General features: G+C 74.5%; 11 protein-coding genes and 1 pseudogene. 9 read left to right on the plus strand and 3 right to left on the minus strand.

Translation table 11 applies throughout. The features are described 5' to 3' along the window. Positions 1 to 54 precede the first annotated feature (54 nt). The 5 genes and pseudogenes from ABD317_RS07660 to ABD317_RS07680 all read left to right on the plus strand — a co-directional run. The gene (locus tag ABD317_RS07660) at positions 55 to 858 is read left to right on the plus strand and encodes an SDR family NAD(P)-dependent oxidoreductase (RefSeq protein ID WP_344289030.1); all 804 of its coding nucleotides are present in this window, start codon (positions 55 to 57) and stop codon (positions 856 to 858) included. A gap of 104 nt (positions 859 to 962) precedes the next feature. Next, positions 963 to 1751 (plus strand): SDR family NAD(P)-dependent oxidoreductase, encoded by a 789-nt coding sequence (locus ABD317_RS07665; protein ID WP_344289031.1) that lies wholly within the window; start codon positions 963 to 965, stop codon positions 1749 to 1751. Between the two features lie 119 nt (positions 1752 to 1870). Further along, positions 1871 to 2782, plus strand: coding sequence for a DUF5753 domain-containing protein (locus ABD317_RS07670; protein ID WP_027752110.1), 912 nt, complete (start codon positions 1871 to 1873; stop codon positions 2780 to 2782). A gap of 80 nt (positions 2783 to 2862) precedes the next feature. Continuing rightward, positions 2863 to 4290 (plus strand): dihydrolipoyl dehydrogenase family protein, encoded by a 1428-nt coding sequence (locus ABD317_RS07675; protein ID WP_344289032.1) that lies wholly within the window; start codon positions 2863 to 2865, stop codon positions 4288 to 4290. Positions 4291 to 4406: 116 nt separating this feature from the next. Further along, positions 4407 to 4983: pseudogene (locus tag ABD317_RS07680) on the plus strand (DinB family protein); the annotation flags it as partial. 54 nt (positions 4984 to 5037) lie between these two features. Here the strand turns inward: ABD317_RS07680 and ABD317_RS07685 are convergent. Then, a complete protein-coding gene (locus ABD317_RS07685) occupies positions 5038 to 5580 on the minus strand; it encodes a tellurite resistance TerB family protein (protein WP_425582305.1) in 543 nt (180 codons plus the stop codon). Between the two features lie 252 nt (positions 5581 to 5832). On the opposite strand from ABD317_RS07685, the gene ABD317_RS07690 reads away from it, so the two are divergent. The 4 genes from ABD317_RS07690 (at position 5833) to ABD317_RS07705 (ending at position 11247) form a co-directional block, all read left to right on the plus strand. Then, a complete protein-coding gene (locus tag ABD317_RS07690; protein ID WP_344289034.1) occupies positions 5833 to 7113 on the plus strand; it encodes a glucuronyl esterase domain-containing protein in 1281 nt (426 codons plus the stop codon). A 176-nt stretch (positions 7114 to 7289) separates the two neighbouring features. After that, complete coding sequence (locus ABD317_RS07695; RefSeq protein ID WP_344289036.1) at positions 7290 to 8498, plus strand: FUSC family protein; 1209 nt, start codon at positions 7290 to 7292, stop codon at positions 8496 to 8498. Positions 8499 to 8677: 179 nt separating this feature from the next. Beyond that, positions 8678 to 10549, plus strand: coding sequence for a transketolase (locus tag ABD317_RS07700; protein ID WP_344289037.1), 1872 nt, complete (start codon positions 8678 to 8680; stop codon positions 10547 to 10549). Between the two features lie 44 nt (positions 10550 to 10593). Further along, positions 10594 to 11247 (plus strand): endonuclease, encoded by a 654-nt coding sequence (locus tag ABD317_RS07705; protein WP_344289038.1) that lies wholly within the window; start codon positions 10594 to 10596, stop codon positions 11245 to 11247. 104 nt (positions 11248 to 11351) lie between these two features. Here the strand turns inward: ABD317_RS07705 and ABD317_RS07710 are convergent, their stop codons facing one another. Both ABD317_RS07710 and ABD317_RS07715 read right to left on the minus strand, forming a co-directional pair. Next, positions 11352 to 11906 carry a DUF4360 domain-containing protein gene (locus ABD317_RS07710; protein WP_027752102.1) on the minus strand — a complete coding sequence of 185 codons (555 nt, stop codon included), beginning with the start codon at positions 11904 to 11906 and terminating at the stop codon, positions 11352 to 11354. Positions 11907 to 12251: 345 nt separating this feature from the next. Further along, positions 12252 to 12905, minus strand: a complete 654-nt coding sequence (locus ABD317_RS07715; protein WP_344289039.1) for a DUF4360 domain-containing protein — start codon at positions 12903 to 12905, stop codon at positions 12252 to 12254. Between the last annotated feature and the right edge of the window lie 302 nt (positions 12906 to 13207).

The raw sequence follows: 13207 nt of genomic DNA on the forward strand, positions 1-13207 counted from the left end.
CGGCGCGGTGGTGCTCGTCGAGGACGTCGACGAACTCGCCCGCGGGGATGTCGGGTGTTCGCCTCCATGCGCGACACCCGCGGCGCCAACGCCGCGGCGGCGCGCAGGCTCCGCGGCGCCGCCGCGAAGCAGGACCTCGACGTCCACGTGGTCGACATCGACGTCCGCGACGACGACTCCGTCGACCGAGGCGTCGACCGCGTCCTGCGGCGCGCCGGCCGGATCGACGTGCTGGTGAACAACGCGGGCGTCTTCTATCCCGCCATCCTGGAGACGCAGACCGTCGAGGACGTGCGCGCCGTCTTCGAGACCAACGTCTTCGGCCACCTCCGCGTCAACCGCGCGGTGCTGCCCGCCATGCGGGCGCGCGGCGAGGGGCTCGTGGTGCAGACGACGACGTCGCTCGGCCGGTTCGTGTTCCCCTTCATGGGCGCGTACGTCGGCACCAAGTGGGCGATGGAGGCGATGGCCGAGGCCAGCCGGTACGAGCTGCGCCGGCTCGGCGTCGACGTCGTCATCGTGGAACCGGGGGCGTACAACACGGACTTCGTCGACCCCAACGGCGTCCGCTACTACGACCGCTACCTCCGCGGGCTGGACCGCGGGAACGCCCGGCGCCGCGCCGCGTACGGCGACCTGGCCCGGCGCGCCGAGGAGCATCTCGTCGAGGAGCCGGGGCTGCCCGACCCGCAGGAGGTCGCCAACGCCATCGCCGGGCTGGTGCGCACGCCGAGCGCCGAGCGGCCGGTGCGGCTGCCGGTCGCGGGTGCGGCGGACTTCCTCGGCGAGGTGCACACCGTGCACGCGGAGTTCCAGCGCACGGTGATGGAGAGCGCGGGCTACGGCGACCTGCTGTGACCCGGCCCGCCCGGCCCGGCCCCCGGCCCGGTGTGCGGGACCCGGACACCCGCCGCCCGCCGGGGCCCGGGCCGTGGCGGAATGCGCTCTTCTAACCTGGCCCGATGACGCGATTCAGCGGATACGCGGTGCTCGTCACGGGCGCCGGGCAGGGCATAGGCGAGGCGATCGCCCGGCGCGTCGCCGCGGAGGGCGCGCGGGTGCTGGTCACCGACCGGGGCGGCGGGCGCGCCGAGCACGCCGCCGGCGCCATCGGCGCAGCCGCCGGCGCGGCCGCGACGCTGGAGTTCGGCGGGACGGACAGCGCGGCGGTCCGGGCCGCGATCGCGTACGCGGCGGAGAATTTCGGAGGGCTGCACGTGCTCGTCAACAACGCCTACGCCGCCCACCCCGACCCGCCCCGCTTCGAGTCCGGGCAGGAGCCGCCCTGGTACGAGGACTTCGAGGTCACCCTGCACGGCGCGGCACGCTGTGCCCGCACCGCGCTGCCGCTGCTCGCCGCGGCGCCGGGGCGGGCCGCGATCGTCAACATCGGCTCGGTCAACGCCGAACGCCACTACGGCGGGCACGCGTACAGCGCCGCCAAGGCCGCGCTCGTCTCCCTGACCCGCACCCTGGCCGTGGAGAGCGCCGCGCGCGGCGTGCGCGTGAACCTCGTCGAGCCCGGCACCGTCCGCACCGCCGTCTGGGCGGAGCGGCCCGAGGCGCTGGCCCGGCTCGCGGGGCACTACCCGCTGGGCCGCGTCGGCGAGCCGGACGACGTCGCGGCGGCGGTGGCGTTCCTCGCCTCCCGGGACGCGGCGTGGATCACCGGCGTCAGCCTGCCGGTGGACGGCGGGCTGCTGGCGAGCCATCTCGCGATGTCCCGCGACATAGCGGACAGCGAGGCGTGAGGCGCGGCCGGCCGCGCTACGCTCCTGAGGACCGGGCCGGGGGTGCGGTTCCGCCGCCCGCGGCGGACTACCCTGGCGTCAGTCTGGTGTGGCGAAGGCCCCTCAGCTGGGGAGGACCGATGACGGTGCCGATGCCGGCAGCGTACGACCCGGAGAACCGGCCCGGCGACGAGCACGAGCGCGGCGGCCGGCCCGTATGCAGGTCCGTCCTCGGCTCCCGGCTCCGCCGGCTCCGCCGGGACTGCGGCATCCAACTGCAGGAGGCCGCCCGCGAGATCGGCGCCTCCGTCGCCAAGCTGTGCCGGCTGGAGTTAGGCCAGGGCGGCCCCAAGGACCGCGACGTCGCGGCGCTGCTCGACCTCTACGGCGTCGTGGACGAGGCCGAGCTGGACGAGTTCGCGGCGCTCACCCGGGGCGCCAACGCGCCCACCTGGTGGCGGGAGTACAGCGATCTGATACCCGGTCAGGGGGAGACCCACCTCGGTCTGGAGGAGGCCGCCACCGGCATCCGCAGCTACCAGTCCCAGCGCGTCCCCGACCTGCTGCAGACCCCCGCGTACGCCCGCGCCGTGACGCAGCTCGGCTTCCCGCGCGACCCGGTGCAGACCGTGGAGCGCCGCCTGCACCTCCTCGAACGCCGCCAGCGGACCCTCACCCGCCCCGACCCGCCGCGCTACTGGGTGCTGCTGGACGAGGCGGCGCTGCGGCGCTCCGTGGGCGGCCCCGGCGTGATGGACGGCCAGCTGCGGCACCTGCTCCGGCTGCACGCCGAGCACCCGGCGGTCACGCTGGACGTCGTGCCGCTGGCGGCGGGCGGCCCGGCGGCGGTGGCCCAGCCGCTCACCATGCTGCGCTTCGCCGAGCCCGAACTGCCGGACGTGGTCTGCCTCGAACAGCTCACCGGCACGGTGCGCATCGACAAGCCGGCCGAGGTCGACCGCTACCGGCTGGCCATGGACAAGCTCGCCACGGCCACCAGCACGAGCACCGACACCGGGGAGTTCCTGACCCGCCTGCTGCACGGCCGCTGACGCCGCCGGCCCGGCCGCGGGCGACACACCTCGTCGCCCCGCTGTCCCGCCCCCGCGCGGCCACCGGCCACACTGGCCCCATGACGGAAACGGAATCCTTCGCGTACGACGTGATCGTCCTCGGCGCCGGGCCCGTCGGCGAGAACGTCGCCGACCGCACCCGCGCCGCCGGGCTGTCCACCGCGATCGTCGAGAGCGAGCTGGTCGGCGGCGAGTGTTCGTACTGGGCCTGCATGCCCAGCAAGGCCCTGCTGCGGCCGGCGATCGCGCGCGCCGACGCCCGCCGGGTCCCCGGCCTGCGCGGGCTGGTGACGGGTGACCTCGACGCGCCGGCGGTCCTCGCCCACCGGGACGCGTACACCTCCCACTGGCAGGACGACGGCCAGGTCGGCTGGCTGGACGGCATCGGCGCCGACCTCTACCGCGGCCGGGGCCGCCTCGCCGGGCCGCGCACCGTGACCGTGACCGACGCCGACGGCGCGGTACGCACCCTCACCGCCGGCCACGCCGTCGCCGTCTGCACCGGCAGCCGCGCCGTGCTGCCCGACCTGCCCGGGGCCGCCGACGTCGAGCCGTGGGCCAGCCGGGAGGCCACCAGCTCCGCGAGCGTCCCCGGCCGGCTGATCGTGGTCGGCGGCGGCGTGGTCGGCGCCGAGATGGCCACGGCCTGGCAGGCCCTCGGCTCCCGGGTCACCGTCCTCGTCCGCGGCGACCGCCTGCTGGACCGCATGGAGCCGTTCGCCGGCGACCTGGTCGCCGAGGCGCTGACCGAGGCCGGCGCCGAGGTCCGCACCGGCACCTCCGTCACCTCCGTGGTCCGCGTGAACGGCGCCGTCGTGGCGACCACCGACGCCGGCGACACGGTCGAGGGCGACGAGATCCTCTTCGCCACCGGCCGCGCGCCGCGCACCGAGGACATCGGCCTGGAGACCGTGGACCTCGACCCCGGCTCCTGGCTGACCGTGGACGACAGCCTGCGGGTCGAGGGCAGCGAGTGGCTGTACGCGGTCGGGGACGTCAATCACCGTGCGCTGCTGACCCACCAGGGCAAGTACCAGGCCCGGATCGCGGGCGCCGCGATCGCCGCCCGCGCCCAGGGCGTGCCGCCGGAGCCGGCCCCGTGGGGCGCGCACGCCGCGACCGCCGACCACGGCGCCGTCCCGCAGGTGGTCTTCACCGACCCGGAGGCCGCGGCCGTCGGGCTGTCGCTGGCCGAGGCGATCGGGGCCGGCCACCGGGTGCGCGCGGTGGACGTCGAGCTGGGCTCGGTCGCGGGCGCGGGGCTGTACGCGGACGGCTACCGCGGGCAGGCGCGCATGGTCGTCGACCTCGACGAGGAGATCCTGCGCGGCGTCACGTTCGTCGGGCCGGGGGTGGGCGAGCTGATCCACTCGGCGACGGTCGCGGTCGCCGGGCAGGTGCCGGTGAGCCGGCTGTGGCACGCGGTCCCGTCGTACCCGACGATCAGCGAGGTGTGGCTGCGGCTGCTGGAGGCGTACCGCGGCTGAACACGCCCCCGGACCGGCGGGGCGGGGCCCGGGAAACCCTTCGCGGCGCCGGCGGGGCGGCCGCTGGCCTCCGCGGGGGCGCCGCGACGGCCGCGGCCGCGGAGGGAGCCGGGCGGGAGGCGGTCACGCCCGAGGCGTACGGGCCGGGGGGAGTGGGTGCTCGACAAGGGCGCCCCCGACATACCGAACAGCGAGTACGCCGGAGTCGTCCAGGACGTCGCCGGCGGCATGTCCGTCGAGAAGGCGGCCGCGGACTGGCACGTGAGCGTCGAGCGGGTCCGCGACGTGCTCGCCCACACCGGCCCGCTGGCGCCCGACGAGGCCCCGGTCACCACCATCGCGTGGCGGCTGGGGCACCTGCACACCGGCTTCGCCGGCGGCTGGGAGTGGACCTTCGGCGAGCGGCGGCGGGACCCGAAGCTGCTGGTCGACTTCACGCCGTCGGCCGAGCGGGCGGTGGCGCGCTTCTGGGAGACCGTCGACCGCTGGCGGGACAGCGTCGCCACGGTGACCGAGAAGCAACTCGACACGGTCGGCTTCTCGCAGTATCCGTACGCCTCCGACCCCGACGAGAAGTTCGTGGACGTGCTGTGGGCGGGCAATCTGGAGTTCATCCACCACATGGCCGAGATCGCGCTGCTCCGCGACCTGTGGCGGGCCCGCTTCGACGGTTCCGGCACCCGCACCGGCTGAGCGGGGGTGTGCCCCGTACGCCCGGGGCGCACGGGGCACGCTGACCCGCCGGGCTCAGATGCCGAACTCCGCGGGCGACAGCCCGAGCGCCGTGCACGCCTCGCGGATCACCTGCTGCTCGGCCGGGTCCATGTGGCCGTCGGCGCCGGCGATGACGAACCCGGTCTGGACCACCGCCCGCGCCTCCGCGGGCTTCTTCGCGGCCTTGGCGATCTCCTGCATCGCCTCGGCCTTGCCCCGCTGGAAGTCGACCGTGAGCCGGTCGAGATGCTTGGTGAACCGCTGCCGCAGCTGCTCCGGCGGGAAGTTCTGCAGCACGTCGTTGCTGACGATCAGCGAGTCCATGCGCTCCCGCTCGGCGGGGTGCACGTGTCCGTCCGCGGCCGCCACGAGGGCGCACATCGCCATGCTGGCGTCCCGGTACGCGCCGCTCTTCAGCTCCGTCTTCATCGAGCTGAGCTGCGACTTGAACATGCTCACGAGCTGCGCTTTGGACCCGGAGCCCGAGCCCGTCGGGCCGGCGCCCCGGCCGCCGGGCCGCCCGCCACCCCGGGATTGCTGAAGCCCTTTGGCCTGGTCCTTGATCCGATCAAACATCGACACTGCATGCCACCTCGGGTTGCGGGCGTGCCGCCCGACTCGTCGGTTCCGGTCGTCGTACGGAAGACCGCGCCGTCGCGGTCAGCCTGTCAACGCCCCCGAAGGACGCAGAGGTTCCGCATGCACCCGTCCGGGGGAGCTGCCTGCGAAAGTTTCGTTCGATATCCCGAAAGTGGCTGGAAACCTCCATTGTCATGTCCTGGACGCCTTCCTACGGTGAGAGCGCCCCCCACCGGCTTGGAGGTTTCCATGCACAGCCACCCGCTCCGCAGGTACCGGGCGCACGCATGGGCGGTGGCCGCCGTCGTGGCGGTCGCGGCCATGCTCGCCGTGACCCTCGACGCCCGGCCGGGGTCCGCGGCCGACCGTTTCGGGACCGCCGCCCAGGCCGACCCGCCGGTCGAGGACGACGGCGCCGACTGCCCCGTGGCCGACCCGCCCACGCCGAGCAACGCCCTGCTGCCCGACCCGTTCACCCGGCTGGACGGCACCCGCATCTCCAGCACCTCCGACTGGCGCTGCCGGCGGGCCGAGATCAGGGAGCTGGCGGAGCGCACCGTCTACGGCCAGAAGCCGCCGAAGCCGGCGAGCGTCACCGGCCGCGTCTCGCCGACCGGCATCACCGTGAACGTCTCGGACCAGGGCCGCAGCGCGAGCTTCTCGGCGAGCGTCGACCTGCCGAGCGGCAGCGGCCCGTTCCCCGCCGTCGTCGTCTACGGCGGGTTCGGCGCGGACACGGCCGCCATCAAGGCCGCGGGCGCCGCCGTCGTCAACTTCGACCCGTACGCCGTGGGCCGCGAGGGCACGCCGCGCAACAACAAGCAGGGCGCCTTCTACAGCGTCTACGGCTCCTCCAGCAGCACCGGGCTGCTCATGGCCTGGGCCTGGGGCGTCAGCCGGATCATCGACGTGATCGAGCAGTCGGACGGCGGGGTGCTCCGGGCGGAGGCGACCGGCGTCACCGGCTGCTCCCGCTTCGGCAAGGGCGCGTTCGTGGCCGGCGCGTTCGACCAGCGGATCGCGCTGACCATGCCGATCGAGTCGGGCACCGCCGGCGCGCCCGCCCTGCGCAGCGTCGCGCAGGAGAGCGGCGCCCAGCCGCTGAGCAGCGCGTACTCCGAACAGCCCTGGCTGGGCGACGCGTTCGGCTCGTACACCGGCAACCCGGCCCAGCTGCCGGTGGACACCCACGAGATGGTCGGCATGGTCGCGCCGCGCGGGCTGTTCATCATGGAGAACCCGCACATCGACTGGCTCGGCGCCCGGTCCGGCAACGTGGCGGCGCTCGGCGGAGCGGAGGTCTACCAGGCGCTCGGCGCGGGTCGGAACATCAGCTACTGGTCCGACGTGCAGGACGGCACGCACTGCGCCTCGCGGTCCGAGTGGCGCGGGCCGCTGCAGCAGAGCATCGACGCCTTCCTCCACGGTACGGGCAGTGCCCCCGGCGTCTTCCGGACCTCCCCGAACAAGGCGGGCAACCTCGCGCAGTGGCGCGACTGGAACACGCCGGTCCTCACCGACGGCCGCTGACCGGCGGCGACGGCCGCCCTCCCGCCACCCCCTCGGCGTACACCGGGCCGAGGGGGTGGCTCTGCGCGGGAGCGGCGGCGGTCTCTGTGAGACGTTGTGGTGGGGCGGCGGCGCACGGCGGACCGCCGCGGCGCCCCGGAGCCGCGACGTGACGAGGAGGAGCGCTGAGGATCGACGTGGCCGACGCCTTCCGGCGGCGTCCGTTCCCGGCCGGCCTCGCCGGGCGTGCCCGCACGCCCGCCGTGGGGCAGACGGTGCGCGCCACCCTGGCCGCGACCATCGCGTACGCCGTCGCCGTCCAGCTCAGCCCCGCGGCCAGGCCGCTGACCGCGCCGCTCACCGCGCTCCTCGTCGTCCAGGTGACCTTCTACGCCACGCTCACCAAGGGCGTCCGGCGCGTCACCGCCGTCGTCGTCGGGGTGCTCATCGCCAGCGGGTTCAGCCTCATGCTCGGGCTGAGCTGGTGGAGCCTCGGGCTGATCATCCTCGCCTCGCTGATCGCGGGCCGCATCGTGCGGGTGAACGAGTTCGTCCCCGAGGTCGCGATCAGCGCCATGCTCGTCCTCGGCGTCACCCACGTGGGGGGCACGGCGTGGGCGCGGATCCTGGAGACGCTCATCGGCGCCGTCGTGGGGCTGACGTTCAACCTGGTGCTGGTGCCCCCGGTGTGGGTGGAGACCGCCGGCGACGCGATCGAGGACCTGGCCCGCCGCATGCGCCGGCTGCTGCTCCGCAGCGCCGAGCAGCTGACCGTGGTCACGCCCCCCGCCGCGGCCGCCGACCGGCTGTACGCGGCGCGCGAGCTGGACGACTCCGTCGGCGAGGTCGACGTCTCGCTGCGCCGGGCCGAGGACAGCCTGCGGCTCAACCCCCGGGTGCGGGAGGCGCTGATGCACCGGGTCGTGCTGCGCACCGGGCTGGACACGCTGGAGATCTGCGCGGTGGTGGTGCGCGTGCTCACCCGCAGCCTGGCGGACCTGGCCAAGGCGCGCCGGCGCGCCGAGCCGCTGTTCCCCCGCGACGTCGGCGTGGCGCTGGAGGACCTGTTCGGCTACGTCGGGGACGCGCTGGTGAGCTTCGCGCAGCTGGTGTCGACCGAGGTGTCCGCGAGCGCCGAGACGGCCGCCGGGCGGCTGGAGGCGGACCTGGCGGCGGCCCGCTCCGTGCGCGACCGGGTGGAGGCCCTGCTGCTGGACACGGTGGAGCGCGACGAGGAGAACTGGTTCCTGTACGGGGCGCTGCTCGCCGACGTCAACCGGATCCTCGACGAGCTGGACACCGAGCACCGCTCCGCGCGGCTGCTGGAGGGGCTGGACCGCAGCGGGCGCGACCTGCGCGAGCGCCTGCCCCGGCTGCCCCGGCTCCGGGCCTGGCTCACTCGCTGAGCGCGGCGGCGCGGCACCCACGCCGCGTACCCGCCCGGCTACGCCGCGCCGCCGCGCGCCGCCCGGCCGAGATCGGCCGTTAGCACCCGCGGGGACGTGGTACCCGCCCCTACGACCTGCGCGGAGACGCCGCGCACCCGAACGCCCGTACGTTCACCCGGCACAGACAGGAGAACGACATGACCGCCGCCGACGTGGACCTGGAACTCCCCGCCGCGCTCGGCCGCCAGTTGCGCGTCGACGCCGTGCGGGCCACCGCCGCCGCCGGGTCCGGCCACCCGACCTCGTCGATGTCCGCGGCCGACCTGATGGCCGTGCTGCTCGCCGGGCACCTGCGCTACGACGTCGAGCGGCCCGACCACCCCGGGGCGGACCGCCTGGTGCTGTCCAAGGGACACGCCTCGCCGCTGCTGTACGCGGCGCTGAAGGCCGCCGGCGCCATCGGGGACGAGGAGCTGCTGACGTTCCGGAAGCTGGGCAGCAGGCTCGAAGGCCACCCGACGCCGGTGCTGCCGTGGGTGGACGTGGCCACGGGGTCGCTCGGGCAGGGGCCGGCCGTCGGGGTCGGCATGGCGCTGGCGGGCAAGCGGCTCGCGCACCTGCCGTACCGGGTGTGGGTGCTGTGCGGCGACAGCGAGATGGCCGAGGGGGCGGTCTGGGAGGCGTTCGAGCACGCCGGGCACGAGCACCTGGGCAACCTCACCGTGATCGTGGACGTGAACCGGCTCGGCCAGCGCGGACCCACGCGGCACGGCTGGGACCTGGACGCGTACGCGCGCCGGGCGCGGGCGTTCGGCTGGCACACCGTCGAGGTCGACGGGCACGACGTCGCCGCCGTCGACGACGCGTACACCGAGGCCGAGGCGACGACCGACCGGCCGACGGCCGTGCTCGCCCGCACCGTCAAGGGCAGCGGGGTCACGGCCGTCGCGAACCGCGAGGGCATGCACGGCAAGCCGCTGCCGGACCCCCGCGAGGCGATCGCCGAGCTGGGCGGCGGCGCGGACGTGCGCATCCGGCCGGCGGCCCCGCCGCCCGCGGACGGGCCGCCGCGCGCGGCTGCGCCGCATCCGCTGCTCCCCGCATACGACGTCGGCGACCAGGTCGCCACGCGCGACGCGTACGGGCGGGCGCTGACGGCGCTCGGCACGGCGCGGCCGGACGTCGTCGCCCTGGACGGCGAGGTCGGCGACTCCACGCGGACCGAACTCTTCGCCAAGGAGCACCCCGACCGGTACTTCGAGTGCTACATCGCCGAACAGCAGCTCGTCGCGGCGGCGATGGGCATGCAGGCGTGCGGCTGGGTGCCGTACGCCGCGACCTTCGCCGCGTTCCTCACCCGCGCCCACGACTTCGTGCGCATGGCCGCCGTCGGCCGGGCGAACCTCAACCTGGTCGGCTCGCACGCCGGCGTCGCCATCGGCGAGGACGGCCCGTCGCAGATGGGTCTTGAGGACCTGGCGATGTTCCGCGCCGTGCCCGGCAGCACCGTGCTGCACCCCTGCGACGCCAACCAGACCGCCCGGCTCGTCGCCGCCATGGCGGACGACGGCATGGCGGGCGTGCGCTACCTGCGCACGATGCGCGGCGCCCGGCCCGTCCTCTACGAGCCCGGCGAGGACTTCCCGATAGGCGGCAGCAAGCTCGTGCGCTCGTCGTCCGGGGACCGCGTGACGATCGCGGCGGCCGGGGTCACCGTGCACGAGGCGCGGGCCGCCGCCGACCTGCTGGCCGCCGAGGGCATCGGGGCGCGCGTGCTGGACCTGTACTCGGTCAAGCCCGTCGACGCCGTCGCCGTGCGCGTCGCCGCGGAGCTGACGGGCTGCGTGCTCACCGTCGAGGACCACCGCCCGGAGGGCGGTCTGGGCGACGCGGTGGCGGAGGCGTTCGCCGACGGCCGCCCCGTCCCGCTGCTCGCCCGGCTGGCGGTACGTACCATGCCCGGCTCGGCGACGGACGCGCAGCAGCTCGCGGCGGCGGGCATCGACGCGGCGGCGATCGCGGAGGCGGCCCGCGACCTCGTCGCCGCGCAGGGCACCCGGGCCGCCTGACCCGGCCAGGACACCGGACGGACCGAGCCCCGGAGGACGGAACCGTGACGAAGAACCGGAAGCACACGGTCGACACCCTGCTCGACACGTACGGACGCACCTACGCCGAGGAGGCCGGCATCCGCCTCCGGGACACGCCGCAGCCCCTCTATCGGCTCCTCGTGCTCTCCTGCCTGCTCAGCGCCCGGATCCGGGCGAGCACGGCGGTCGCCGCGGCCCGCGCGCTGTTCGCCGCCGGGATGGGCGGCCCGCGCCGGATGGCCGACGCCACCTGGCAGCAGCGCGTCGACGCCCTCGGCGAGGGCGGCTACCGGCGCTACGACGAGCGCACCGCCACCCAGCTCGGCGACGGCGCCCGGCTGCTGCTGGACGCCTACGACGGTGACCTGCGCAAGCTGCGCCGGGAGGCCGGCGGCGACGTCCGCCGGCTCGGCACGCTGCTGCGGCAGGTGCCCGGCCTCGGGCCCACGGGCGCCACGATCTTCCTGCGCGAGGTCCAGGGGATCTGGCCGGAGGCCGCCCCGTACATCGACGCCAAGGCCGTGCAGGGCGCCGGCCGCGTGGACCTGCCGGAGGACCCGGCGCGGCTCGCCCGGCTCGTGGGCGGGCCGGAACTGCCGCCGTTCACGGCGGCCCTGGTGCGCTGCGCGCTCGACAGGCGCGTGGCGGACGACGTCAGGGAGCACGCGCACGCGTGAGCAGCACGGCCGTGCGCGCGGATCCGCGCCCGCGCCGGGAACCCGGGCGTACCACGCCCGGGCTGCTCCCCCCGGCGCGGGGCGGCATCCCCGCTATCCGGGGATCAGCTCTCGCCCGGCTCGCACTCGCGCCAGGCGACGTGGTACGTGGTCTCGATCTCCCCGTCGGTCGAGTCCATGGTCAGCAGGCTGGTCGTCGTCGCGGGGTCCGACGTGCCGGCGTTGACGCGCAGCTCCGTGTTGATGTTGAAGTTGCGGATCTCCCCGCACGGCGCCCAGACGAGCGACTCCAGGTCGGTCTCGTCCGTCGTCGTCCAGTTGTCGTCCATCGGCCCGGCGAAGTTGTGCGTGAACGTGTCCGTGTCGGGCGAGCCCTGGAAGTAGTACGACGCCTTCTCCAGACCGGTCGCGCCGTCCTCCAGGTAGCCGTACCCCCGGTAGTCGACGCTGGCGATCGCGTACGTGAAGCCCCCGGGCACCTTGACGGCCAGGTTGAGCTGGCAGTTCTTGCGGAAGTCCATCGGCGTGGCGCCGACTCCGACCACTGCCGTGTACTCGCTGTACGTCACGGTGAACGCCTGGTTGTCCGCGGAGACCGCGACCGCGGCGGTGCCCGGCTCACAGCCGGTGCCGTTGACGGTGAGGACCTCGATCGCCATCTGGTCGGCCGGTACGTCTTCGAAGGACGGCGGCCTCGCGATATCGTGGGACGGCGACGCGATGGGGCTGGTGACGGTCGCGGCCAGTAATGCTGCGAGGGCACTGCCTGCGACAAGAGTCATGGTTCTCCAATCGGTCGGATGGGCCGTTTCCCGGGCACGGCAATGCCCAAGAACGGGCCATGCGGGCGGAATCTGGCCAGCGGGCGGCAAACGGGTCCGCTGCGCCGGATTCCGTCAAGACACACACCGGCGGTGTACCGGCGCGAAATGCGGGACGGCTGGGAATGGCCGCGCCGTCTCCATGGGCGTACCGCGGGTAGGGTGCTTACCCTTCGCGGTAATTCAGCACTCCTTCCACGCCAGGTGGTACTCCGTGCTCACCGCGCTGTCGGTGGAGTCCATCGTCATCAGGCTCGTCGCCCGGTGGTCGGAGGAACCGCGGTATACGCGGAGTTCGGTGTTGATGTTGAAGTTCCGCTGCTCGCCGCAGGGCGCCCACACCAGCTCGGCCCACTCCTTGGAGTCGGTGACCTGCCAGTTGTCGTCGTACGGGCCCTCGAAGCCCTTGCTGCTCGTGGTCGTCTCCGGCGAACCCATGTGGTAGTACGACGCCTGCTCCAGGCCGGACGCGCCGTCCGCCAGGTACGCGTAGCCGCGGTAGTCCACGCTCTGGATCGCGTACGTGAACCCGGAGGGGACGTCCAGTACCAGGCTGAGCTGGCAGTTCTTGCGGAAGTCGAGCGGGCTGGCGCCGGCGCCCGCCGCCGCCAGGTAGTCGCTGTACGTCACGGTGAAGGCCGTGTTGTCGGCGTTGGCCGCCACCGCCGCGGTGCCGGCGGAGCAGCCCGAGCCGTTGATGGTCTGGATGTCGACCTTGATCTGCTCGGCGGGTCCGTCGGCCGGCTCCTCGCTCGCCGTCGCGGTCTGTGCCGAGAGGGTGGTGGCGGCGACTAAGGCGGCCGCCAGGGCGCCACCGGCTATCAACTTACCGGACATGGTTCTCCTATCCTTTGTCTCCGGACCGGGCCGGGACGAATCCGGCGCCGGTCGTACTGAATTGGGCACGGGAGAGCCGGGTTTCGGCTCGTGAATGCACATGCGCCGCAGGCGGGCCGAGACGGTGCAGCCGCTCCCGAGGTCGGGCAGGGGCATGGCGAAGTGCTCCCGGGCGCCCGAACGGACGCGAGGGTGAAAGGGGGGTGCAGCTTCGGGGACTGGGAAGCATTCGTGCGGAACGCGGTGGGTGGGGGTGCCGTACCGAATGCGTCCCCGACCTCAGTGTGACGTGAGGTGGGAGC

It is taken from the genome of Streptomyces synnematoformans, assembly GCF_039531005.1.
GTDB classification, from domain to species: domain Bacteria; phylum Actinomycetota; class Actinomycetes; order Streptomycetales; family Streptomycetaceae; genus Streptomyces; species Streptomyces synnematoformans.

What these genes read in the sequence shown, in the direction of transcription:
- ABD317_RS07715 (WP_344289039.1), bottom strand. Translation starts at nt 12,905, where the DNA reads ATGTCCGGTAAGTTGATAGCCGGTGGCGCCCTGGCGGCCGCCTTAGTC.
- ABD317_RS07685 (WP_425582305.1), bottom strand. Translation starts at nt 5,580, where the DNA reads ATGTTTGATCGGATCAAGGACCAGGCCAAAGGGCTTCAGCAATCCCGG.
- ABD317_RS07665 (WP_344289031.1), top strand. Translation starts at nt 963, where the DNA reads ATGACGCGATTCAGCGGATACGCGGTGCTCGTCACGGGCGCCGGGCAG.
- ABD317_RS07700 (WP_344289037.1), top strand. Translation starts at nt 8,678, where the DNA reads ATGACCGCCGCCGACGTGGACCTGGAACTCCCCGCCGCGCTCGGCCGC.
- ABD317_RS07690 (WP_344289034.1), top strand. Translation starts at nt 5,833, where the DNA reads ATGCACAGCCACCCGCTCCGCAGGTACCGGGCGCACGCATGGGCGGTG.
- ABD317_RS07675 (WP_344289032.1), top strand. Translation starts at nt 2,863, where the DNA reads ATGACGGAAACGGAATCCTTCGCGTACGACGTGATCGTCCTCGGCGCC.
- ABD317_RS07670 (WP_027752110.1), top strand. Translation starts at nt 1,871, where the DNA reads ATGACGGTGCCGATGCCGGCAGCGTACGACCCGGAGAACCGGCCCGGC.
- ABD317_RS07710 (WP_027752102.1), bottom strand. Translation starts at nt 11,906, where the DNA reads ATGGCGATCGAGGTCCTCACCGTCAACGGCACCGGCTGTGAGCCGGGC.